Origin of the sequence: Apibacter raozihei, assembly GCF_004014855.1 — a bacterium.
GTDB lineage: Bacteria > Bacteroidota > Bacteroidia > Flavobacteriales > Weeksellaceae > Apibacter > Apibacter raozihei.
The window spans coordinates 421,011-443,084 of record NZ_CP034930.1 but is presented as its reverse complement, the minus strand read 5'-3'; the positions used below and the strand labels follow the sequence as shown (position 1 = coordinate 443,084).

General features: G+C 32.3%; 22 protein-coding genes. 7 read left to right on the top strand and 15 right to left on the bottom strand.

Annotated features, from left to right (window positions below):
• Positions 1–8: 8 nt before the first annotated feature.
• Positions 9–884, bottom strand: coding sequence for a sulfite exporter TauE/SafE family protein (locus EOV51_RS02030; RefSeq protein ID WP_128149370.1), 876 nt, complete (start codon positions 882–884; stop codon positions 9–11).
• Between the two features lie 125 nt (positions 885–1,009).
• A complete protein-coding gene (locus tag EOV51_RS02025) occupies positions 1,010–2,920 on the bottom strand; it encodes an ATP-binding cassette domain-containing protein (protein WP_128149368.1) in 1,911 nt (636 codons plus the stop codon).
• Between the two features lie 100 nt (positions 2,921–3,020).
• Here EOV51_RS02025 and EOV51_RS02020 point away from each other — a divergent pair, with 100 nt between their 5' ends.
• Entirely contained in the window at positions 3,021–3,578 is a 558-nt protein-coding gene (locus tag EOV51_RS02020) for a hypothetical protein (protein ID WP_128149366.1), read from the top strand.
• 65 nt (positions 3,579–3,643) lie between these two features.
• Here the strand turns inward: EOV51_RS02020 and EOV51_RS02015 are convergent, their stop codons facing one another.
• Entirely contained in the window at positions 3,644–4,453 is an 810-nt protein-coding gene (locus EOV51_RS02015) for an enoyl-ACP reductase FabI (protein WP_128149364.1), read from the bottom strand.
• A gap of 149 nt (positions 4,454–4,602) precedes the next feature.
• Between EOV51_RS02015 and EOV51_RS02010 the strand changes: the two genes are divergently transcribed.
• The 3 genes from EOV51_RS02010 (at position 4,603) to EOV51_RS02000 (ending at position 9,063) form a co-directional block, all read left to right on the top strand.
• The gene (locus EOV51_RS02010; protein ID WP_128149362.1) at positions 4,603–5,400 is read left to right on the top strand and encodes a glycosyltransferase family 25 protein; all 798 of its coding nucleotides are present in this window, start codon (positions 4,603–4,605) and stop codon (positions 5,398–5,400) included.
• Positions 5,401–5,508: 108 nt separating this feature from the next.
• Complete coding sequence (ligA, locus tag EOV51_RS02005) at positions 5,509–7,506, top strand: NAD-dependent DNA ligase LigA (RefSeq protein ID WP_128149360.1); 1,998 nt, start codon at positions 5,509–5,511, stop codon at positions 7,504–7,506.
• Positions 7,507–8,193: 687 nt separating this feature from the next.
• Positions 8,194–9,063, top strand: a complete 870-nt coding sequence (locus EOV51_RS02000) for a helix-turn-helix domain-containing protein (RefSeq protein WP_128149358.1) — start codon at positions 8,194–8,196, stop codon at positions 9,061–9,063.
• A gap of 556 nt (positions 9,064–9,619) precedes the next feature.
• Here EOV51_RS02000 and hisIE read toward each other — a convergent pair.
• The 12 genes from hisIE to holA form a co-directional block, all read right to left on the bottom strand.
• Positions 9,620–10,219: a bifunctional phosphoribosyl-AMP cyclohydrolase/phosphoribosyl-ATP diphosphatase HisIE gene (gene hisIE / locus EOV51_RS01995; RefSeq protein ID WP_128149356.1), complete on the bottom strand. Its 600-nt coding sequence runs from the start codon at positions 10,217–10,219 to the stop codon at positions 9,620–9,622.
• 23 nt (positions 10,220–10,242) lie between these two features.
• Positions 10,243–10,614 carry an MmcQ/YjbR family DNA-binding protein gene (locus EOV51_RS01990; protein WP_128149354.1) on the bottom strand — a complete coding sequence of 124 codons (372 nt, stop codon included), beginning with the start codon at positions 10,612–10,614 and terminating at the stop codon, positions 10,243–10,245.
• An 83-nt stretch (positions 10,615–10,697) separates the two neighbouring features.
• Entirely contained in the window at positions 10,698–11,456 is a 759-nt protein-coding gene (gene hisF, locus EOV51_RS01985) for an imidazole glycerol phosphate synthase subunit HisF (RefSeq protein ID WP_128149352.1), read from the bottom strand.
• A 30-nt stretch (positions 11,457–11,486) separates the two neighbouring features.
• Complete coding sequence (gene hisA, locus EOV51_RS01980; RefSeq protein WP_128149350.1) at positions 11,487–12,209, bottom strand: 1-(5-phosphoribosyl)-5-[(5-phosphoribosylamino)methylideneamino]imidazole-4-carboxamide isomerase; 723 nt, start codon at positions 12,207–12,209, stop codon at positions 11,487–11,489.
• 48 nt (positions 12,210–12,257) lie between these two features.
• Positions 12,258–12,836 carry an imidazole glycerol phosphate synthase subunit HisH gene (hisH, locus tag EOV51_RS01975; RefSeq protein WP_128149348.1) on the bottom strand — a complete coding sequence of 193 codons (579 nt, stop codon included), beginning with the start codon at positions 12,834–12,836 and terminating at the stop codon, positions 12,258–12,260.
• Positions 12,837–12,851: 15 nt separating this feature from the next.
• A complete protein-coding gene (gene hisB / locus EOV51_RS01970) occupies positions 12,852–13,946 on the bottom strand; it encodes a bifunctional histidinol-phosphatase/imidazoleglycerol-phosphate dehydratase HisB (RefSeq protein ID WP_128149346.1) in 1,095 nt (364 codons plus the stop codon).
• Between the two features lie 6 nt (positions 13,947–13,952).
• The gene (gene hisC / locus EOV51_RS01965; RefSeq protein ID WP_128149344.1) at positions 13,953–14,981 is read right to left on the bottom strand and encodes a histidinol-phosphate transaminase; all 1,029 of its coding nucleotides are present in this window, start codon (positions 14,979–14,981) and stop codon (positions 13,953–13,955) included.
• Positions 14,982–15,006: 25 nt separating this feature from the next.
• Complete coding sequence (gene hisD / locus EOV51_RS01960; protein ID WP_128149342.1) at positions 15,007–16,290, bottom strand: histidinol dehydrogenase; 1,284 nt, start codon at positions 16,288–16,290, stop codon at positions 15,007–15,009.
• Between the two features lie 24 nt (positions 16,291–16,314).
• Positions 16,315–17,172 carry an ATP phosphoribosyltransferase gene (gene hisG / locus EOV51_RS01955; RefSeq protein WP_128149340.1) on the bottom strand — a complete coding sequence of 286 codons (858 nt, stop codon included), beginning with the start codon at positions 17,170–17,172 and terminating at the stop codon, positions 16,315–16,317.
• Positions 17,173–17,491: 319 nt separating this feature from the next.
• The gene (locus EOV51_RS01950) at positions 17,492–17,782 is read right to left on the bottom strand and encodes a putative quinol monooxygenase (protein WP_128149338.1); all 291 of its coding nucleotides are present in this window, start codon (positions 17,780–17,782) and stop codon (positions 17,492–17,494) included.
• Positions 17,783–17,927: 145 nt separating this feature from the next.
• The gene (locus EOV51_RS01945) at positions 17,928–18,743 is read right to left on the bottom strand and encodes a Rossmann-fold NAD(P)-binding domain-containing protein (protein WP_128149336.1); all 816 of its coding nucleotides are present in this window, start codon (positions 18,741–18,743) and stop codon (positions 17,928–17,930) included.
• A gap of 8 nt (positions 18,744–18,751) precedes the next feature.
• The gene (holA, locus tag EOV51_RS01940) at positions 18,752–19,762 is read right to left on the bottom strand and encodes a DNA polymerase III subunit delta (protein WP_128149334.1); all 1,011 of its coding nucleotides are present in this window, start codon (positions 19,760–19,762) and stop codon (positions 18,752–18,754) included.
• Between the two features lie 10 nt (positions 19,763–19,772).
• On the opposite strand from holA, the gene EOV51_RS01935 reads away from it, so the two are divergent.
• The 3 genes from EOV51_RS01935 (at position 19,773) to EOV51_RS01925 (ending at position 22,024) form a co-directional block, all read left to right on the top strand.
• On the top strand, positions 19,773–20,228 hold the full coding sequence (locus EOV51_RS01935; protein ID WP_128149332.1) for a type I restriction enzyme HsdR N-terminal domain-containing protein: 456 nt from the start codon (positions 19,773–19,775) through the stop codon (positions 20,226–20,228).
• A 148-nt stretch (positions 20,229–20,376) separates the two neighbouring features.
• Complete coding sequence (locus EOV51_RS01930) at positions 20,377–21,354, top strand: hypothetical protein (RefSeq protein ID WP_128149329.1); 978 nt, start codon at positions 20,377–20,379, stop codon at positions 21,352–21,354.
• A 262-nt stretch (positions 21,355–21,616) separates the two neighbouring features.
• Entirely contained in the window at positions 21,617–22,024 is a 408-nt protein-coding gene (locus EOV51_RS01925; RefSeq protein WP_128149327.1) for a hypothetical protein, read from the top strand.
• Positions 22,025–22,074 lie beyond the last annotated feature (50 nt).

Here is a 22,074-nt window from a genome sequence, read left to right as displayed (position 1 = left end):
CAGATGTATTAAATTTTTGGAAAATTGATATGTGGAAACCATTCTACCAGGCTAGGTTCTATACCTCTGTATATCATTTGTAAAGCTAAAATTGAAATTACAATACTAAAAATTTTTCGCAGTAATGATACATCAATCCGCATTAATATTTTTGAACCGAAAAAAGCACCAATCAGAACTCCTAATACGATAGGCATAGCTAATTCCGGATTAATCTGTCCTCTTTGAAAATATATTACAGCACTGGCAGCAGCTGTTACACCCACCATAAAATTGGAAGTTGTAGTTGAAACTTTAAATGGAATTTTCATAGCCGTGTCCATAGCTAAAACCTTCAAGGAACCAGAACCAATTCCTAAAATTCCGGAAAGAATACCAGCAAGAGTCATTAAAGAAAATCCTCCGGCTACATTTCTTACATTATATTTTTGTATTCCTTCAGAAGTAGGATATGAACCATTAAGCTTTAAAATTGTCCCTAATTTACTTCCCGGTTTGGAATAATCAATACTTTGATTTTTCTTTCTGACAGTCATAACTGAAGAAAAAATAAGGGTAATTCCTAAAATAATGTATATAGATGAAATAGGTAAATAAACGGCGACTAAAGCTCCAAGTACGGCACCAGCTGTAGTTGCAATTTCCAGAAACATACCTATACGTACATTGGTTATGCCTTCTTTAATATAGGCTGCAGCTGCTCCTGAGGATGTTGCGATTGACGTTACCAAAGCTGTCCCAACAGCATATTTAATATCAACATCAAAGCCTAAAGTGAGTAAAGGAATAATTACAACTCCGCCGCCAAGTCCTGTTAATGAGCCTAGCATTCCGGCTGCAATGGCTCCCAAAAATAAAATCAGGGTAAAATAAAGTATAGTCACAGCTTATGAGTATTATTGGTTTCAGCAAAGGTAAAGAATACAGATTAAATCTCAGATATGTATAAAAGAGAAAAATGTATTACCTTTTCCTGTAAAAAAAGCCTGATTTTATCAGGCTTAATAGTTTAATTTATTTGATTAAAAATTTTTTCCCATTCCTGATTTAAGCTACTTAGCTGTTCTTTCATATGGGTGTATTCTTCAAGTTCCTTTTCAGCAGGATTTTTTTCTGCAAAATGTTTTTCTGCTTTTTGAATCTTAGACTCCACACGTTCTATTTCAGATTCAACCTTAGCTAATTTGTTTTCTAAGGCTTTTTGTTCTTTAGACTTAAATTCAGTTTCCTTATCAGTTTTATTAGATGTCTCAGAAACAGAAACTTTTTTAACGGCCATTGTAGATTTTTCCATATCCACCTCTCTCATATTCTCTTTCTTACGATAATCGAGATATTCAGTAATTCCGCCTAAGAATTCCTTAACTTCACCATTTCTAAATTCGAAAATTTTATCAACCAGCCCGTCCAGGAATTCCCTGTCGTGAGATACCAGTAAAAGGGTACCTTTAAAATTTTTGAGGGCCTGCTTAAGAATGGCTTTCGATTGCAAGTCGAGGTGATTGGTAGGCTCATCCATAATTAACGTGTTAAAAGGACGAAGCAGTAGCTTACAAAGAGCCAGACGGTTTCTTTCACCTCCGGATAAGACAGAAACTTTTTTTTGTACCTCATCTCCTTGAAAAAGGAATGAGCCTAACAAATCTCTTACTCTTGGTCTTGATTCTTCAGTAGCAGAATCTTCCGCTTCTTCCAGTATGGTTTTATTTCCATTCAGGACTTCAGCCTGATTTTGAGCAAAATATCCTATTTGTACATTATGTCCTGTTTCTAAAGCACCATCGTAAGGAAGTATACCTTCCATAATTTTTGCCAATGTTGTCTTTCCTTGCCCATTCTGTCCGACAAAAGCAATTTTTTCGCCTCGTTCTATAAAAAAATCAGCTCCCTGAAAAACAATATGTTCTCCAAATGATTTTCCAAGTCCCTCTGCTTTAAAAATTATTTTACCGGGAGTAACACTAGGTTCAAATCTGATATTGAATCGGGTAACATCTTCGTCTTCTATTTCAATACGTTCAACCTTATCCAATTTTTTAATCAAAGATTGAGCAAACGAAGCCTTACTCGCTTTAGCACGGAATTTTTCAATTAATTGTTCTGTACGCTTAATTTCCTGCTCTTGATTCTTTTGGGATTGAAGTAATTTTTCTTTTCTTTCTTGTCTTAAAATAAGATATTTGGTGTAATTTGCTTTATAATCCTGTATGGTACGGTTTGAAATTTCAATAGTACGATTCGTAACATTAGTAAGAAATTGCTTATCGTGCGAAACCAATACTACAGCTCCTTTATAATTAACCAAAAAACTTTCCAGCCAGATGATAGATTCTATGTCCAAATGGTTGGTAGGCTCATCTAAAAGAAGAACATCATTCTCCTCAAGCAGCAGTTTTGCTAATTCAATACGCATTCTCCATCCACCTGAGAAATCATCAGTAAGTTTGGTGAAGTCTGATTCCCGGAATCCAAGACCTTTTAAGATTTTTTCAATCTCACCCTCGGTATTGTATCCCCCAAGATGTGAAAACCGATCAGTAAGATCAGTAAGATCGTGAATCAGTTTGTGATAATCGTCTGATTCATAATCAGTACGTGTAGCCAATTCATGATTAATGGTATCTATACGATCGTTGATAAGATTAAGTTCTTTAAATGCCTGTTTTGCTTCATCCCAAACAGTTCTCCCTTTTTCAAAATCCAGATCTTGTTTCAAAAAGCCAATACGTACTTCTCCTTCCTTTTCCACGTTACCTTCAGTTGAAGGTTGTTCTCCGGAAAGAATTTTTAACAATGTAGATTTTCCTGCACCATTTTTTCCTGCGAGTCCAATGCGATCATTTTTATTAATTCTAAAATTAACACTCTCAAATAAATATCTTCCTGCAAAATGTAATCCCAGGTTTTGAACTAAAATCATTTTCTCTTAAATTTTTTAAACATGCAAAAATACTATTTTAAACTTAATTGCGTTTTATATTGTCAAATAGAAATAATTATATTTGTTTAAAATAAATCTTATGAAGAAAATAATTCCACTTTTAGTATTGACTATATTTTTCAGTCTTAATACGGTATCCTGTAGCAATGATGACAATCCACAACCTGTTAATACAGTAGATAAGGATACTATTGCAGAAGTTCATGAGTTGGTTAATCCGGTGTTTACAGCAAATTCAATTTATTCTTATCAGTATAGACTAAATTTTAGATTGGATTATGATTCAGATCAATTGTTAATATACAGACAGGTAGATACTACAACTTCCGGCTCACCGGTTTGGGTGCTATTGCCTAGTTCATTTACTAATGACTCAGGAACCATTACCCACAGTTTTGATTTTAGTAAAGAAGATTTTACAATTTATATGGATGCAAATTACGATATAAAAACGCTTACACCTAATTTCTTAACTAATCAAGTATTTAGAATAGTTATAATTCCCGGCTTTTTTCCAAGTACAAAAAGTACTACACCTGCTGTTGATTATAATGACTATGCAAGTGTAATAAAATACTATAATATTGATGAATCAAAAATGAAAAATATTTCGACATCTACAGAAGTTAGCAAATAAAAAAAATTTATAATAAATAAAAAAGAGACTCATTTAGAGTCTCTTTTTTTATATAGTATGAAATTTTATTTTCCATAACGTTTCATTACTAATTCACTTACTCCAACATTAGAGAAACCTCCGTCGTGAAATAGGTTTTGTAAAGTAACTTTTTTAGTAAAATCAGAGAATAAAGAAATACAATAACCAGCACAATCGTCGGCCGAAGCGTTTCCAAGAGGAGAGATCTCTTCAGCAAACTCAATAAATCCTCCAAAACCCTTAACTCCTTGTCCGGCAGTTGTAGGGGTAGGAGACTGAGAAATAGTATTAACCCTTACCTTTTTCTTTAATCCCCATTCGTAACCAAAACTTCTGGCAATACTTTCCAGATAAGCTTTATTGTCAGCCATATCATTATAGCCAGGGAAGGTTCTTTGAGCAGCAATGTAAGAAAGAGCCAGAATGCTTCCCCATTCATTCATCGCATCTTTATCCCACGCAGTTTTCATTACCTTATGAAATGAAACAGCAGATATATCCCATCCTTTAGCCAGCCATTCATAATTTATATCAGTATATTCTTTTCCCTTACGAACATTTATAGACATTCCTATAGAGTGTAGAATAAAATCCAATTTCCCAAATTTAGCAAGTGCATGATCGAAAAGTTTTTCCAGATCCTCCATAGAAGTAGCATCTGCAGGAACGATATCTGAGCCTGTTTTTTCGGCAAGGGCATTAAGTTCTCCCATCCTCAAAGCTACTGGTGCATTTGTTAAAACAAATTCTGCACCTTCTGCATGTGCTTGTTCAGCTACTTTCCATGCAATAGAGTTAATATCCAAAGCTCCGAAAATAATTCCTTTTTTACCTTTCAATAATCCGTAAGACATATTATTCTTTTAAAAAGTTAACGAGACAAATTTAGAAATTATTTTTTTATATCATAATTCTAAGGCATTATATTAAAATATTCTACAAAAATTTATAAAAATAAGTACCTTTGTCCCCTAAATATATATGGAAATTAAACGAGATAAAAATGAATAATGCTCTTTATACAACCTACTTAATAAACCTGGATAGGTCTCAGGATCGGCTGGAGTTTATGAAAAAAGAATTTGATAAACAGCAGATACATTTTGAGAGGATTCCGGCAGTGGATGGAGCATTACTAAATGGGAGTGAATATTTATTAAAAAATAAATATGATAGAAATTTGGTACCTGGTGAAATTGGCTGTTATCTGAGTCATGTCAAAGCTCTTCAGACTTTAGTTGCTTCGGAATATTTATATGCTGTTATTATTGAAGATGATGCTGTATTAAGTGATGATTTTAAAAAAGTAGTTGAAAAAAGTATTGCAGTTCATCACATAAATCAGGATAAAAAAGCTGATTGGGATGTCCTAAAACTTTTTAATGGTAAGAGAAGGCACATTAAGATTGAAGATATTGATGAAAATCACTTTATTGCAGCCTGTGGTACCAGTGTTCCCATTACAACTATTGCAGCAATATGGACACGTTCAGCAGCTGAAAAGTTTTTAAGCAAAATAATGAGTACTCGACCGATTGTCAGAAGACCTATTGATTGCGATCTTCAACATCCGTGGGAATTCAACCTTAGAATTTATAATTTATTACCTTCAATAGTAAGATCAGGCGGTATGGCAACCCAGATACAGCTGGTTAAAAAATTGAGAAAATCGAATGTTCCTCGTCAGATAGTCTATGAAATAAACCGTTTTTTTCCTAAATATTTCTATTTGATACATCATCATGGATGGAAACCTTTTTATGATAGTTTTATAGCTAAGAAAAATAAAAAAATATCTTAATATTAGTTAATATATCTGTATATTTCTTATCATTTAAGTAAATCTTGGGACTAAAATTTTTTTTAAGTACTTCTTTTAGTATTTTTGGTTTTAAATTGTATCCCAAATATGAATGATATACAAGCCAGAATCCAAGTTTTACGTCAAGATATAAATACATTGAACTACAAGTATTATGTATTGGATGAATCGGAAGTCTCTGATTACGAGTTTGACAAAATGCTTGAAGAATTAAAGCAGTTAGAAAAGGATTATCCTCAATACGATGATCCTAATTCACCTACACATCGGGTAGGCGGGCAAATTACTAAAAACTTCCCAACTGTTGTTCACGAAAAACGAATGTATTCTCTTGATAATAGTTATTCATTTGAAGATATAAAAGATTGGGTGGACAGAGTAACTAAATCTATATCCGATGAGGTTGAATATGTATGTGAATTGAAGTATGACGGCTTATCCATCAGTATTTTATATGAAAATGGGAAAATAGTTCAGGCAGTTACCCGTGGGGATGGATTTCAGGGAGATGAAGTTACCTCCAATGTAAGAACTATTCGTTCTGTTCCTTTAGAGCTGTCAGGGAATTTTCCCGAGCGTTTTTATGTGCGTGGAGAAATAATCATGCCTAAAAAATCATTAGAGAAGTTAAACATTGAACGAATTAAAGAGGGACTTGAGCCTTATGCAAATCCTAGAAATACGGCAAGTGGAAGTTTAAAACTGCAGGATAATACTGAAACTGCGAAAAGAGGTTTAGATTGTTACCTGTATTACGTAATTTCAGATGATATTCAATATTCAACTCAGTGGGATTCATTAAAACACGCAAAAGAATTAGGTTTTAAAGTTGGGAATTATTCTCGACTGTGTAAAAATCTGGATGAAATATACGGGTTTATTCATCATTGGGATACTGAAAGATACCAGCTTCCATTTGAAATCGACGGAGTGGTAATTAAAGTAAATTCTGTATCGGAACAAGAAGAATTAGGATATACGGCAAAATCACCTCGTTGGGCTATAGCATATAAATTTAAAGCAGAAAAGGTTGAAACACAATTACTGAGTATAGATTATCAGGTAGGAAGGACTGGAGCTGTCACTCCGGTAGCTAATTTAATGCCGGTATTACTTTCGGGAACAGTCGTTAAAAGAGCTTCCTTGCACAACGAAGATTTTATCAACAATATGGATTTGCGTATCAATGACTATGTATTTGTTGAAAAAGGAGGAGAGATTATACCCAAAATTGTAGATGTCAGCTACGATAAAAGGGAACCTGATACCCAGCATATTCAATTTATTAAAAATTGTCCGGCATGTGGAACTGCATTGATCCGAAAACCGGGAGAAGCGGCAAACTTTTGTCCAAACGAGGAAACTTGTCCCCCTCAGGTTGCCGGAAGGCTTGAACATTTTGTATCACGTAAAGCTATGAATATAGATAGTGTTGGTGCTGAAACTGTGATTATGTTGCATGAGCAGGGCTTGGTAACTGATGTTTCTGATTTTTATTCACTGAAGAAAGAGCAATTGGTACATTTAGATAGAATGGCTGATAAATCGGCTCAAAATATAATTGACGGAATAGCTAAATCAAAGGAAGTACCTTTTGAAAAGGTTCTTTTTGCTTTGGGAATCAGGCATGTAGGGGAAACGATGGCAAAAAAACTCGTCAAGCGATTTAAAAATATTGAAAAGTTAAGAGAAGCAACGTTAGAAGAATTGATACATACAGATGATGTCGGTGAAAAAATAGCTGTAAGTATTCAGGAGTATTTCAAAGAACCCAAACATCTGGAAGTTATACGTAAATTAAAAGAGGCTGGCCTTAAATTTGAGTCTGAAGAAATAAATTCACAGGTGTCGGATGTTCTTGAAAATAAGACATTTTTATTTACAGGAAAACTAACAGCATTTACCAGAGAAAGAGCAGAAGAGATGGTTGAAGAGCATGGTGGGAAAAATGTATCGTCTGTAAGTAAAAATTTAAATTATTTGATCGTTGGCGAAAAAGCCGGATCTAAGTTGAAAAAGGCACAACAACTTGGAACTGTTCAAATTTTAGATGAATACGAGTTTCTTGAATTAATAAAACAATAAAATAAAATTTTTCTATAGCTTAATAAATTAAAAATATTAACTTCATATTAATTTATAATATTTTACGGATAAGTTGAATTTTATGTAATATTTATATTTTCGTAATTTTTTTATTTTTTCTTTAAAATATAAATTATTCGTAAATGAGGTGTTTTTTTAGTAGTGTAACGTATTAAATGATTGAATTTTTTGTAAAAGTTCTAATTAATTAGGGGATGTAATTAAATTAATTTGTTTTTTATGCAGATAATATTGAATATATGTTAAAATATTTAGTTGCCAATATAGAAATTTTTGTTATTTTTTTTTATTAAATATGTAATTAGAAGCTTAGTTGTATTTTAATATATTTAATTAATGAAATAAATGAGAGTAAAATATGATAATTTATCTGTCATTTTTTTTGAAAATGTTTAGATTTTATTACAAATTGTTAGCTATATGCTTGTTTCGTATAGGCTTTTTGTTTACTTTTGTCTACATTATTGTGTATAACTATTTTTTTTATAATTAATTTAATTGCCTGATTGTAATTTTAGTGTTTGTTAAATAGCTATTTAGTAAATATTAAGATATATTAATAAAAATTTAAATAATTTGTTTGAATTTTTATTATAGAATAAAGAATGTGGATTATTGAAATATTTTAAACGATAATAGTTTATACTATAAGTTGAGATAAAACTAATGCAGGGAAGTAAAGATATTGAATTACTTTATACAAAGGAGCATATTTCTTGTCGTAACTACGATGACGGAGCTAACCCTTTGATAGAAGTGGTGGATTTACATAAGAATGAAAATTGGGATATTTCAACTCAGGAAAATAAAATAGTATACGTTGTTAAAGGAAAAATTAAATTTTTGTTTAACGGCTTCTCGGGAGAAAATTTATCACAGTCGAAAGCTATAATTCTTCCGGCTGGAACAAAATTTGTATCAAAAGCGGAAAAAGATACATCTATTTGTGTACTTAGACTCCGATCGCATATAAAATTGTGCGACAGATATTCAATTGAAAGACTTCTGAAAGATGAAAATGTTTCCGATCTGGAAGAACAAACCACACTTCAAGGCAACGAAATTTTACAAAGTTATATGCAGCTGTTATACATTATAGTAAAAGACGGACTAAAATGTATCTCGTTATTTGAAATAAAACTTAAAGAATTGTTTTTTATTTTAAGAGGCTATTATCCTAAGAAAGAGTTGTTGGGGTTTTTTTATCCTTTGCTGACTAATGATACCAGTTTCTCTAATCAGATACTTTTAAATCATTACAAGGCTAAAACGGTCAAGGATTTGGCAGATTTGACCCATTATAGTGTCTCGGGATTTGAAAAAAGATTTAAAAAAGCTTTTAATGTTCCTCCATCCCAATGGTTAAAGGAACAAAGAGCTAAGAATATCTATCATGAGATAAACTGTACTCATAAAACTTTAAAAGAAATAAGTTTAGAATTCGGTTTCGCCTCACCGGCACATCTCAATGAATTTTGTAAATCCTATTTTGGAATTACACCTGGGAAAATAAGAAAAGAAAATATCGCTAAATAAGTCAATATAAGTGTTGAGTATTAAATAAGATAATAAGACCATAAAGTGTTTAAATGTAAGATGAATTTTGTCAGAATGAATGAAAACGAGGTTTGATTTATTATAGATTTTAACACTAATCATCTATATATAACTATTCAATGAATTTATAATCTAGTATAATTAAAAAGGGTATAAATTATATTAATAATTAGAATACATTGAATTACTAAGAGCTACATCTATCAGTTTGGTTTTTTTAATCAGGCTCATAGATGTAGCTCTTTCTTTTTACTTTTTTTATTTTGAAAAAGGCGGATTTATGTAAACATCGGGAAGTTTTATGTAATTAAACCCAAAGAAATAAGTCTAATTTTGTGTTATAGAAAAACAGGTAATGTTAGCACTAATTAATTTGGTATAATTTAAAATTGAATTCAATGTTTTGACTTACTGAATGTAATTATGAACACAAGATATAGATAAAATAATAAAAACTAAACATTGAATTTTCAAAAAAACTATCTTTTTAAGTTACTACTTTAGTAAGCTGTAAAGGCCCATATCCCTTTACAGCTTATCTTTTTTTATCCCTGTGTCTGTTCATTAATACATTTTCAATATCTTCGAGTTTAAAACCTTTAGCTTTTAGTAATATTAAATAGTGGTATAATAAATCAGCCGCTTCATTTTTAAAAAGATTATCGTCATTGTCTTTAGCTTCAATTACAACTTCCACAGCCTCTTCTCCAACTTTTTGAGCCACCTTGTTTATTCCACGCTGATACAACTTATAAGTATAAGAATTTTCTGTTTTTTCATTAATTCTACGGTTTATGATATCTTGTAATTCATAAACAAATCCTTGTGAAGTTTGTTCGTCAAAACAAGAATAGCTTCCTGTGTGGCAGGTGGGACCGTCTGGTAAAACCTTAATTAAAAGGGTGTCCTTATCGCAATCAAGTTTTATATCTTTAACCCATAGGAAATTTTTAGATGTTTCTCCTTTAGTCCAAAGACGGTTTTTACTACGACTAAAAAAGGTTACTTTACCTTCATTTTTTGTCTTTTCAAAGGCTTCCTCGTTCATATAGCCCAGCATGAGCACCTGCAATGTTAAATAATCCTGTATAATTACAGGAACTAATCCGTTACTTTTAGTAAAATCTATATTCATTTGATTAATAATAATAATATAAGTTATTTATGATTTAATTGGCGATATTCAGCTTGTTTTGTTTTAGGTAATTTTTTTATTACTTCTACCACTGAATGTTGTATAAGTTCTTTGATAAGTGAATCAGGTACATCTCTATTCAGGTATACTGCATTCCATAAATTAGAAGTCGTATGTTTTCCTTTGCATATTCCGCAATATTTTTCTCTCAAGTCAATACTCATGTCAGAATTACATTTCATATTAAAATTAAGTTCACCATCTTTTGGGTCAATAGAGCCATAAGCAAACATTTTATTCATTACTTTAAATACAAGAGTATTATCATTGAAAGGAAAACTTTCAGTAGCCCCTTTTACGGATAAGCAATAATCTCTGAACGCTTCAATATCCATTTTAAAAATATAAAGTAAGTTATCAATTTATTTATTGTTCCATTGAAAATTATCTGTTATGAGATCTTTATTTCAATTCATTATTAGCTTTGACGCACCGGGATGTTTTTATAAGCAAGGAAACTTTTTAATCTGGGAATCGGAATTTCATTAAAATGAAAAATGCTGGCAGCAAGTGCTGCCGATGCACTTGTTCGAATAAATATATCAGAAAAATGTTCTTCGCTACCTGCACCTCCCGAAGCGATTACTGGTATATTGACTTGTGAGGCAACTTCTCCGGTTATATTAATAGCAAATCCATTTTTAGTGCCATCATTGTTCATGGAAGTGAGCAGTATTTCACCTGCGCCTAATTCTTCCGCTTTTTTAGCCCAGTCGATAGTAAATAAAGGAGTGGGAGTACGCCCGCCATGAGTGTAAACTTTCCATCCGTCATTTTCATGTTTGGTATCAATGGCTACTACTACACACTGATTACCAAATTGCGAGGCAATTTCAGAAATCAATTCAGGCCTTTTTACAGCAGAAGAATTTATACTTACTTTATCGGCTCCAGCTTTTATAAGAGAAGAAACATCATCGACAGAATTAATTCCTCCACCTACGGTAAAGGGTATATTAATTTCATGAGCAATTCTTTCTACCAGATGTAATAAGGTTGAGCGGTTTTCTATCGTAGCGGTTATATCTAAGAATACCAATTCATCGGCTCCCTGATTAACATACGCTTTTGCCAGTTCTACCGGATCTCCGGCATCAATAAGGCTAACAAAATTGATTCCTTTAACCGTTCTTCCGTTTTTTATGTCCAGACAGGGTATAATACGTTTTTTTAGCAAAATCTAAGAGTATTAAGTTGTTAATTCTAATTATTGTTTCGTATTAAATGAATTTAGATCCTGAATACGGATTTTACCTTCATAAATTGCTTTACCTACAATGGCACCTTCGCATCCCATTTCTCTAAGTGTGTATAAATCATCCATAGAAGAAACCCCACCGCTGGCAATAAGTTTTACAGAAGTTTTATCTAAAATTTCCTTATATAGTTCGTTAGACGTACCTTCCAACATTCCGTCTTTAGATATATCTGTACAAATTACATATTTTACCCCCAGGGTTTCATATTTTTGAATAAAATCCGTGACCTCCAAAGATGAAGATTCCAGCCAACCTTGAGTGGCAATCATACGATTATCACAATCGGCTCCTAAAATAATCTTGTCATTCCCGTAGGTTGTCAGCCAGGATTTAAATATCTCAGAATTTTTTACGGCAATACTTCCGCCTGTTATTTGTGAAGCACCGTTTTCAAATGCTATTTTCAGATCCTCATCACTTTTCAACCCTCCTCCAAAATCAATTTTTAAAGAAGTTTGAGAAGCTATTTTATACAAGGTTTTATAGTTAATAATTCGGCTGGATTTTGCACCGTCCAAATCAACTAGATGCAAATAGCTGATTCCAGCATCTTCAAATTCTTTGGCAGCATCTAAAGGATCTTCCCTGTATATTTTTTCCGTAGAATAATCACCTTTGGTGAGTCGTACGCACTTACCGTTAATTATATCAATGGCGGGTATAATTCTCATAATAAAAGATTCTAAATATGGATTTATTAAATATTGGTTTTATTTCTGTTATAATGCAACAAAACTTTTCAGTATTTTTTCTCCCACATCGGCGGATTTTTCCGGATGAAACTGGGTGGCATAAAAATTATTTTTATGCAGGGCAGCGCTAAATGGTAAAATGTAATTACATGTTGCTGCCGTATTTATGCATATATCGGCATAATAACTATGTACAAAGTAAACATCTTCATTTTCAGAATTATTTTTAAAAATTTCGCTCCTCAAATCACAAATGGTATTCCAGCCCATGTGCGGAACAATATCCGTGGGTGGAAATTTTCGTACTTCTACCTCAAAAATGTCCAGGCAGTCCGTATTTCCTTCTTCGGAATGTTTACACATTAATTGCTGACCTAAGCAAATTCCCAAGAAAGGTTGGGTAAGAGATCGAATTAAAGTATCCATACCTCTTTCCCGTAAGTAAGACATGGCACTACCGGCTTCTCCAACTCCTGGAAAGATAATTTTATCGGCATTCCGAATGGTTTTTTCATCGTCTGTAACTACCGATTCAACCCCTAATCGGGAAAGCGCATTTTGTACAGATTTGATGTTTCCGGCGTTATACTTGATTATAGCTATCATGAATTTTGGATTTAATTATAATACCCCTTTGGTGCTGGGTAAGGAAAAATTATCATCGGTTTGTTTTACAGCCATCTTTATTGATTTGGCAAAAGCCTTAAATATAGCTTCTATTTTATGATGTTCATTTTCACCTTCTGCTTTTATATTCAGATTGCATTTGGCATTATCACTAAAAGACTTAAAGAAATGATAGAACATTTCCGTAGGAAGTTCGCCAATTTTTTCGCGTTTAAATTCAGCATCCCAGACAATCCACGGGCGTCCCCCAAAATCAATGCCTACCTGTGCCAGACAATCATCCATTGGTAGAAGAAATCCATAGCGCTCAATACCTTTTTTACTACCTAATGCTTGTAGAATAGCTTCTCCTAAGGCAATCCCTGTATCTTCAATCGTGTGATGCTCATCTACGTATAAATCGCCATTAACTTGTATGTATAAGTCCATGTTTCCATGTTTGGCAATTTGTTCCAGCATATGATCATAGAATCCTAAACCGGTATGAATAGAACTTTTTCCGGAACCATCCAGATTTATTTCTACTGATATTTTGGTTTCGTTGGTATTTCGTACTACCTTTCCTTTACGAGGTTGTTTTTTAAGAAACTGATAAATTTCCGCCCAGTTTTGAGTTTGTAATGTAGCTTCCGAATTTTTTTCATTCCCCATATAAATGGATTTTGACCCTAGATTTTTTGCCAGCTGAACATCCGTAAGACGATCTCCGATCACATATGAATTGGCTAAATCGTAATTTCCTTTTATATAATGCGTGAGCATTCCGGTTTCAGGTTTTCGGGTAGGAAGATTTTCATGTTCAAAGCTTTTATCAATGAGAATTTCAGAAAATTTAATTCCTTCATTTTCAAAAGCCTGAATTATTTTATTTTGTGCAGGCCAGAAAGTTTCTTCCGGAAAAGAATCAGTGCCTAAACCATCCTGATTAGTTACCATAACCAGTTCATAATCCATTTCCGTCGCAATTTTAGCTAAATTCTGGAATACTCCCGGATAAAATTCAAGTTTTTCCAGACTATCCAGCTGATAATCTACAGGAGGTTCAATTACCAACGTTCCGTCCCGGTCTATAAATAATACTTTTTTCATAGTCAGTTAGTTTAGTTTTTTTAAAGCAGCAATTAATTTTTCATTCTCTTCAGGAGATCCTACTGTGATTCGCAGGCAGTTTTTAATTTTAGAAGATTGATTTCTAACCACTATAGCCTGGTCTAGAAGTTTCTGAAAAACTTGATTGGCATCGGTAAACTCAACCAGAAAAAAATTCGTATCCGAAGGAAATATTTTAGTAACCATAGATAACTTCTCAAGTTCTTGACGTATTTTTTCCTTTTCGTCAAGAATTATTTTTTTTCTTTTTTCGAACTCTTCCTTATGGCTTAACGACTCTAACGCTGCTTTTTGATTTAAAACACTAATATTATACGGATGCTTTACTTTATTTAATAACTGAATAATTTCTGGATTAGCATAGGCCATTCCTACGCGGGCACCCGCAATACCCCAAGCTTTACTTAAAGTTTGGAAAATAATAAGATTCGGAAAATTGTTTACTTTATCTAAATAGGAATTTTGATCGGTAAATTCAATATAAGCTTCATCAATCGCAATAATTCCCTTAAAATTATCTAAAATAAAATCAATGTCTTTAGGATTGATGTTATTTCCGGTAGGATTGTTAGGGGTACAAATTACTATTACTTTTAAGTGAGGGTCTGCAAAATATTTTTGAGCTTCCTCTAAATTAATTTGAAAATCGGAAGTTAAGGGAATGTCTATAATCTCTACTTCGTTAAGTTCTGCGGCAACCTGATACATTCCGAAGGTAGGGCTGAAAAACATAACTTTGTCTTTTCCGGGATTACAAAAAACCCGATAAATATGATCAATAATTTCATCACTTCCATTACCTACAAAAATCTTATCGGGAGAAATATTTTTAACCTGACTTAATTTTTGTTTGAGTTGCTGTTGATAAGGATCGGGATATCGGTTGTTTTCCCCAAAAGGATTTTCATTGGCATCTAGAAAAATACCCTCTACACCGCCGGACTCATCTCGTGCAGAAGAGTAGGGTTGCATAGCGATAACATTGGGGCGGGCTAATTTTTTTATATCTCTCATCTTGAATTAAAGTTAATATAATAGTTTATTTTAAAGTTTTTAATCTTATGCTTACCGCATTTTTATGAGCAAATAGTTCTTCTGCCTCTGCCATTAGTTCAATGGTTTGTCCAATATTCAGAAGTCCCTCTCTACTCAATTCCTGAAAAGTTATTTTTTTAATAAAACTATCCAAAGAAACTCCGCTATAATTTCGGGCATATCCATTGGTGGGAAGGGTATGATTGGTTCCGCTTGCATAGTCACCGGCACTTTCACAACTGTAATTTCCTAAAAAAACAGACCCCGCATTTTCTATTTTCTGTGTATATTCTTTAGCTTTACCAATAGCTAAAATTAAATGTTCGGGAGCATATAAATTGCTGAAATTGAAACATTCATCTAAAGAACTAAATAAAATTCCCCTACTGTTATTGAGTGCTTTTTGTGTAACTTCTTTTCGTGGGAGTTTTTCTAACTGAGTTGTTACAGCATTTACGGTTTGCTTTAAGATTGATTCATCAGTACTCAGGAGAATAACCTGGCTGTCTGCACCATGTTCTGCCTGAGAAAGTAAATCTGCCGCAACGAATTCCGGGTTTGCCTGAGAATCGGCAATCACCAATACTTCACTCGGACCAGCGGGAAGGTCAATGCAGACTTTAAATTCCTGAGCGTATTGTTTGGCTGCGGTAACATATTGGTTTCCGGGTCCAAATATTTTATATACAGAAGGTATGGATTCGGTGCCTAAAGTAAGTGCTGCAATAGCTTGTATTCCACCAACTTTGTAAACTTCCGAAATTCCGACAGATTGTGCAGCGAATAGGATAGCGGGATGAATATTTCCGTTTTTGTCCGGAGGGGTACATAAAATTATTTGTTTGCATCCAGCCAGTTTTGCCGGAATCCCCAACATTAATACGGTGGAAAACAGGGGAGCACTTCCTCCGGGTATATATAAGCCTACTTTCTCTATTGCCCTGGATTCTCTCCAACATTCAACTCCTGATTGGGTTTCAATAGTTTTAGGTTTTTCCTGTTGCGAACTATGAAATTTTTCTATATTTAGAATAGCTTGTTTAATTGCTTCTTTAAGTTCTACAGACACTAATTTTTCTGCTTCAGTAAATTCTGTCTGATTTACTTTAATTTCATTAATTTCTGCCTGATCAAATTGAAGAGTAAATTTTAGTAATGCAGAATCTCCGTCTTTTTCAACTTCAGAAAATATATTTTGTACGGTTTCCTGTAAAAATTTTTTTTCATTTTCCGGCCGCTTTGTTAAATCGGTCCATACTTCTTTATCGGGATAATTTACAATTTTCATTATTTATGAATTTAAAAGCATCAATTAAAGAATCATTTTTTCAATCGGAATAACTAAAATTCCCTGTGCACCTATTTCTTTGAGCTGATCAATAATTTCCCAGAAATCATCTTCTTTAATTACCGAATGGATACTGCTCCAGCCTTCTTCAGCCAAAGGTAGAACTGTCGGACTTCTCATTCCGGGAAGTAGAGAAATAATATCTTTTATTTTATCATTGGGTGCATTAAGCAGTATGTATTTATTTTCTCTTGAATATAGCACCGATTGAATTCTGAAAAGTAATTGATTCAGTATTTGCTGTTTTTCGTTGGAAAGATTAGTAGATTTAATGATGACAGCTTCACTTTCTGTAATAGTTTCAACCTCTTTTAATCCATTCATTAAGAGAGTGCTACCGGTGCTAACAATATCGAAAATACAATTGGCAAGTCCTATACCGGGTGCTATTTCAACGCTTCCGCTTATCTCTTCAATTTCTACATTCAGGTTATTTTCTTTGCAGAATTTACTTAAAATTTTAGGATAGCTGGTAGCAATTTTTTTGTGATTAAAATAGGAAATGCCGGTATAGTTTTCATCTTTAGGAATAGCTAAAGATAACCTGCAATTTCCAAAACCCACTTTTTTTATGGTTTCCACTTTTCGTTCTTTTTCCCAAACTTCGTTTTCACCTAATATTCCGACATCAGCAACGTTTTGTTCAACATACTGCGGAATATCATCATCACGTAAAAAAAGTATTTCAATGGGAAAATTGGAAGATACCGTCTTAAGTTTTTGATTTCCATTAGATATTTTGATACCACATTCTCTTAGTAATTCCAGAGATTTATCACTTAGGCGACCGCTTTTCTGAATAGCAATTTTCAGTTTGTTCATTTTTCTGTATTTTTTTAGACCTGAATAATCCCCAATAAAAAAACCGCCGGATTACTCAGGCGGTTTTTATTTATCTATTTTGTTATTACATATACAAAATCAACATCTAGCTCGCCTGCTTGCAAGATCTTAAATGATGATGATGTAAATGTGTAAAAGTCATTTCTTTCTTTATTTGTATACAAATGTATAAAAAAATATTAAATGGCCATACTAATCTGATAAAAATATTATAAATAAATATATTTTTGTCTCGTATTTGTTTATCAACTCTTAAATTAAAATCCGATTTTATTTACTTACTGATTAGGTTTTTTGTTTAATATACTTTTTTTATAATATCTATTTCAAGGCTATCAAATTTACCTTCTATACTTTTGACGAAATTTCGAAAATGGATACTTGTATTGTGTGAGTCAATAGCTTGCTGAGATTTCCAGACTTCTATAAATATATACTTAAGAGGTTCTTTGGTGTCTTGATGAAGATCGTAAGATATATTTCCTTCTTCTTTTCTGCTTTCGTCAACAATAGTAAAAAGTGCTTTTTTTACTTCTTCTTTATGTTCAGGTTTTAAAAGGATTCCTGCTATGATTTTTAACTCGGACATGTGATTTTAAATTATTTGTGTTCTCAGTAAATATACTAATATTTTACATGTACACAATTAATTTCGTAAACCGCAATGCTTTATATTAAATCTTTATTAGGGGACAAAAACATCAACTTATTTCTGTGATGAAATTATATGTATATTATTTGAAGTTAAGTGGATCCGGATAAGTAAATTGATAGTTTAATTCCGTAGTTATTTTTTCTGAAGAAACGATTTTTCCGGATTGAAAAGTATTTTCTGATTGAACAATATCATTTTCTTTTTTATTCATTTGGAAATTAAATAACTCAACTTTGGTTGGGTGTAAAGGAGCAACCAGATTGTAAGTTTTTTTATTGTAATTATATTCAATCAATTTTTTCACAAGCCTGCAGATATCAGTATAATGAATGTGATTGACTCTGCTGTAAGGATTGGGAATAGGCTTATTTTTAAAGTACTTTGAAAAGAAACGATCATCGCCCATTAATCCTCCTAATCGTAAAATTAAAAGATCAGAGAAAGCACTTTGCAAAGAATTTTCGACATAGTGTAGGTTTTTATTTAATAAGCAAGGATCAATGGTATCTTCTGATATGGGTTGCCCTGTATCCGGATATATGCCAATGCTGCTGAATAAAATAACAATACCCCTATATCCTTCTAAAAGAGTAAGTAAATTTTTAATTTTTATTTTTATCTCAGACAAGAGGGCGTTTTTAGAGAATGGAATGCTGAGAATTATATGAGTCGTTTCTGATAATTCATTTTTTAAATGTGTGTTATTTTCAAAAAAAATGCTCGATAAATCCAGCAGATGAGATGAAAAACCTTCACTATTCAATAAAGGGACTTTTGATGGAGTCGTGGTAGTAACAGTTAAAGCATATTGAGCAGACAGATATTTAGCTAAACGAAATCCAAGCCATCCGCATCCAATAATTCCGATTTTATGAGAGCTTTGAGGTAAATTCATACGTGTGTTTAATGTAAAATTTTGTAAAGCATTTCCATTAGTATGTCTTTGGTAGTTGCTTGTGAAGATACATCCACACCCTTAGATTTCATATCTGCATCTCTCAAAAAAGCTATGCAGGCTGTTGTTTTTTTTAACGAATAGTTTTTAATGGCGGTTAAATATTCATTGGCAAAAAAAGGATTGATTCTTAATTCTTTCGCTATATTTTGAGGTGTTTTAATTGGAAGCGTATGTACAATAAGAATATTGGTAAAAAGACTAATTAAGGTTCCAAAAGTTAATACAATAGGATTTGCTTTTGGGTTTTTTTCAAAATAATCCACAATCTTATACACCTGGCTTAAATTTTTTTCTACTATGGCTTTCCTTAATTCAAAGTTATTATATTCTTTGCTTATTCCAATGTTACGTTCGATTATTTCCGGAGTAATTTTATTTGAATTTCCCAGTATAAGCTTTAGCTTATGTATTTCATTATCAATGCGGGAAAGGTCAGTTCCTAAAAACTCAGAAAGAAGTGCTTTTGATTTCTCATCAATGTCCAACCCTAATGACTGGCATAAAGAGCCTATCCATGCAGGAACCTGATTGTCATAAAGCTTCTCGCTGGAAAATAGGTATCCTTGTTTATTAAGTAATTTGGTTAAGGATTTTCTTTTGTCAAGCGATTTATATTTATAATTGATAGCCAACACGGTGGAAGGCTGAGGGTTTTTTATGTAATTTTCAAAAGTATCTGATTTATCAAAGGCAAGCCCCTTTGCCTCTTTAATTATAACCAGTTGTTTATCAGATCCCATAGGGAACTGCTTGGCCAGAGAAATAATCTGATCCAAATCGGATTCCGTGCCGTATATAATATTCTGGTTAAAGGCTTTCTCGTCCTCATTTAATACATTTTCTTCAAGAAGGGTACTTATTTTGTCTATATAAAAAGGTTCTTCGCCTTCTAAAAAATAAATAGGTAAAAACTTTTTGTTTTTAATATCTTTGACCAAATTATTGTATTCTTTCATAATCAGAATAATGGAACTGCCAATTTTAAATTTTCCTGAAAAGTATAAATTTCAAATCAAAGAGAGTAATTCTCTTTGGTATATTTTTGACGAAGTTAGGAAAAAATGGTTAATCCTGACACCTGAAGAATGGGTGAGACAACACACGATTCGTTTTTTAAAAAAACAAAATCAAATTACAGATTCAGCATTTGTAATTGAAAAGAAAATAGAGCTTAACAGGCAAACCAAGCGTATAGACATTTTAATAAATAATAAATTACAGCCATGGTTACTGGTAGAATGTAAAGCTCCGGAAATATTGTTGACTCGTGAAACTTTTGAACAGGCAGCCCGATATAATTTACAAATAAAAGCTGATTTCTTAATGCTTACTAATGGGATGCATCATATTTACTTTTATTATGATCAAAATCATAACGAATATAAAGTAATTGATTCCTTAAATTACAGGGGTAAAATCTAAGCAGTTAGTTGAATTTTTTCTCAATATTTTTTAACAATAAAAATTTAATCAATTATTTTTATAATTAATTATGATTAATTGATTTGAGTTCTTATTTTTGTTTATAGTTAAATAAAATAAGACTAGTATAGTTTTTTTTAATCTGATAATGAAAAAGTATAAAATTAATAAAGAATATAGATATATATCCGCTATATGGTTGTTAATATTCTTACAGCTTATAATGATAGGGTGTAAATCAAAAAATAAAGAAACTATAGCAGAAGAAGTGAATCAGCAAATTGATTTTAATCATCTGGTTTGGAACTGGAATAGAGCTCATATTTTGAAAGATGTAGGGATATTTGCCGCTCTGTATTCAGATTCTGTGATGTATTATGGGGCATATAAAGATAAAAATTCGTGTATAGAGGATAAATTGATTTTTTTTAGAAAATATCCTGATTTTAATCAAATTATTGTAAATGATATCAGTCTGGAAAACTTAAATGATAATGAAGTTAAATGCAGTTTTGAAAAAGAAGTGGTAATTAGAGGTAAGAAACTTAAATATCCTTCCTATCTGATTTTTAAAAAAGCAGGTAAAAACTGGAAAATTAAAGTAGAGGGCGATTTACTTACGGATAAAGTTTTGGGTAAGGAACATTCAAACAGAGAGAATCGTATTCCTAAAAATGCGGTTAAGGGTGATTACAATGGAGATGGTCTGTCAGAATATATGTGGATAGAAAAGCCTCAAATCAAAGAAGAAGAAGCCGATTGTTTAGGAGAGTGCATTTGCTACATACGTTTTTCAACTCAGGACTTACCCTCAATACCCGTTAAAAATTGTATTGGTGGAACCTTGGTTAACGAAGGCGATCTAAATAATAATGGGAGTGATGAGATTGGATTTTTGCCTGAGTGGTTTACCAGTTGTTGGCATAGTTATTATGTCTGGACATTTAAAAACGGAGCTTGGGTGTATGCAGTTGAGCCATTTTCTACGCATTGTAGTCAATGGGAAAATGGAGTAGTACCCATAGAGGTAGATAAGCAGAAAGAAGGTAATGTGATTATCCGATACAGCGTTTTTGATGATGATGAACTTACAGTTAAAACTCAATCTCTTGCAATTGTCAAGTAGGTAATGCCATATTAAATGATAATTCTGGTTATATTGTATATAAATAAATTGCAATGTTTTATAAAAGGTGTTGAGCTGTGATTTTACAACAAAATATATAATATATGGTAGCTACTTCCATAACTCTTCAAAGCTACTTTTTTATTACTTTATAGTCGTCTAAAAAGAATTAAAGAAGTTAGTATATTTCTTATCTTGCATTTTATTTATTTATCAATAAAAATAGCAGGAATTTTGTGTTAAATACTTTTAAAAATATAATATGGAAAAAAAGTCGGGTACTTGGAAAAGTACTATAATAAAAATAATAGTTGGAATTATCATTGTAAGCATAGGAGCTTTTTTTGTGTACTTTTATCTTCCTTATGGAGATAGTAGCGTCAAAGCAGGCCAATTAAATTATGTTATGCATAAAGGAATATTCTTTAAAACCTACGAAGGAAAGCTAATTCAGACAGGGTTCAAATCTCCGGTTTCAGGGGGTGTTCAGTCCAATGAATTTGAATTTTCAATAAAAAATAAAGAATTGGCACAAAAATTAATGAGTGTTACAGGAAAGGATGTAAAATTACATTATAAAGAATATTTTGGAGCTTTGCCTTGGAGAGGATATACCAAATATATTGTAGATAGTATTATCTCAATAGAGGATATGCCTTCTCAGAATTAATAAGATGCAGATGTTAACTTTATGTATCATTTATAGACTTATTTAAAAAC

Coding starts and splice junctions, on each gene's coding strand:
- EOV51_RS02025 (WP_128149368.1), bottom strand. CDS start 2,920: ATGATTTTAGTTCAAAACCTGGGATTACATTTTGCAGGAAGATATTTA.
- EOV51_RS02020 (WP_128149366.1), top strand. CDS start 3,021: ATGAAGAAAATAATTCCACTTTTAGTATTGACTATATTTTTCAGTCTT.
- EOV51_RS02015 (WP_128149364.1), bottom strand. CDS start 4,453: ATGTCTTACGGATTATTGAAAGGTAAAAAAGGAATTATTTTCGGAGCT.
- EOV51_RS02010 (WP_128149362.1), top strand. CDS start 4,603: ATGAATAATGCTCTTTATACAACCTACTTAATAAACCTGGATAGGTCT.
- ligA (WP_128149360.1), top strand. CDS start 5,509: ATGAATGATATACAAGCCAGAATCCAAGTTTTACGTCAAGATATAAAT.
- EOV51_RS02000 (WP_128149358.1), top strand. CDS start 8,194: ATGCAGGGAAGTAAAGATATTGAATTACTTTATACAAAGGAGCATATT.
- hisIE (WP_128149356.1), bottom strand. CDS start 10,219: ATGAATATAGATTTTACTAAAAGTAACGGATTAGTTCCTGTAATTATA.
- EOV51_RS01990 (WP_128149354.1), bottom strand. CDS start 10,614: ATGGATATTGAAGCGTTCAGAGATTATTGCTTATCCGTAAAAGGGGCT.
- hisA (WP_128149350.1), bottom strand. CDS start 12,209: ATGAGAATTATACCCGCCATTGATATAATTAACGGTAAGTGCGTACGA.
- hisH (WP_128149348.1), bottom strand. CDS start 12,836: ATGATAGCTATAATCAAGTATAACGCCGGAAACATCAAATCTGTACAA.
- hisB (WP_128149346.1), bottom strand. CDS start 13,946: ATGAAAAAAGTATTATTTATAGACCGGGACGGAACGTTGGTAATTGAA.
- hisC (WP_128149344.1), bottom strand. CDS start 14,981: ATGAGAGATATAAAAAAATTAGCCCGCCCCAATGTTATCGCTATGCAA.
- hisD (WP_128149342.1), bottom strand. CDS start 16,290: ATGAAAATTGTAAATTATCCCGATAAAGAAGTATGGACCGATTTAACA.
- hisG (WP_128149340.1), bottom strand. CDS start 17,172: ATGAACAAACTGAAAATTGCTATTCAGAAAAGCGGTCGCCTAAGTGAT.
- EOV51_RS01950 (WP_128149338.1), bottom strand. CDS start 17,782: ATGTCCGAGTTAAAAATCATAGCAGGAATCCTTTTAAAACCTGAACAT.
- EOV51_RS01945 (WP_128149336.1), bottom strand. CDS start 18,743: ATGAATTTACCTCAAAGCTCTCATAAAATCGGAATTATTGGATGCGGA.
- holA (WP_128149334.1), bottom strand. CDS start 19,762: ATGAAAGAATACAATAATTTGGTCAAAGATATTAAAAACAAAAAGTTT.
- EOV51_RS01935 (WP_128149332.1), top strand. CDS start 19,773: ATGGAACTGCCAATTTTAAATTTTCCTGAAAAGTATAAATTTCAAATC.
- EOV51_RS01930 (WP_128149329.1), top strand. CDS start 20,377: ATGAAAAAGTATAAAATTAATAAAGAATATAGATATATATCCGCTATA.
- EOV51_RS01925 (WP_128149327.1), top strand. CDS start 21,617: ATGGAAAAAAAGTCGGGTACTTGGAAAAGTACTATAATAAAAATAATA.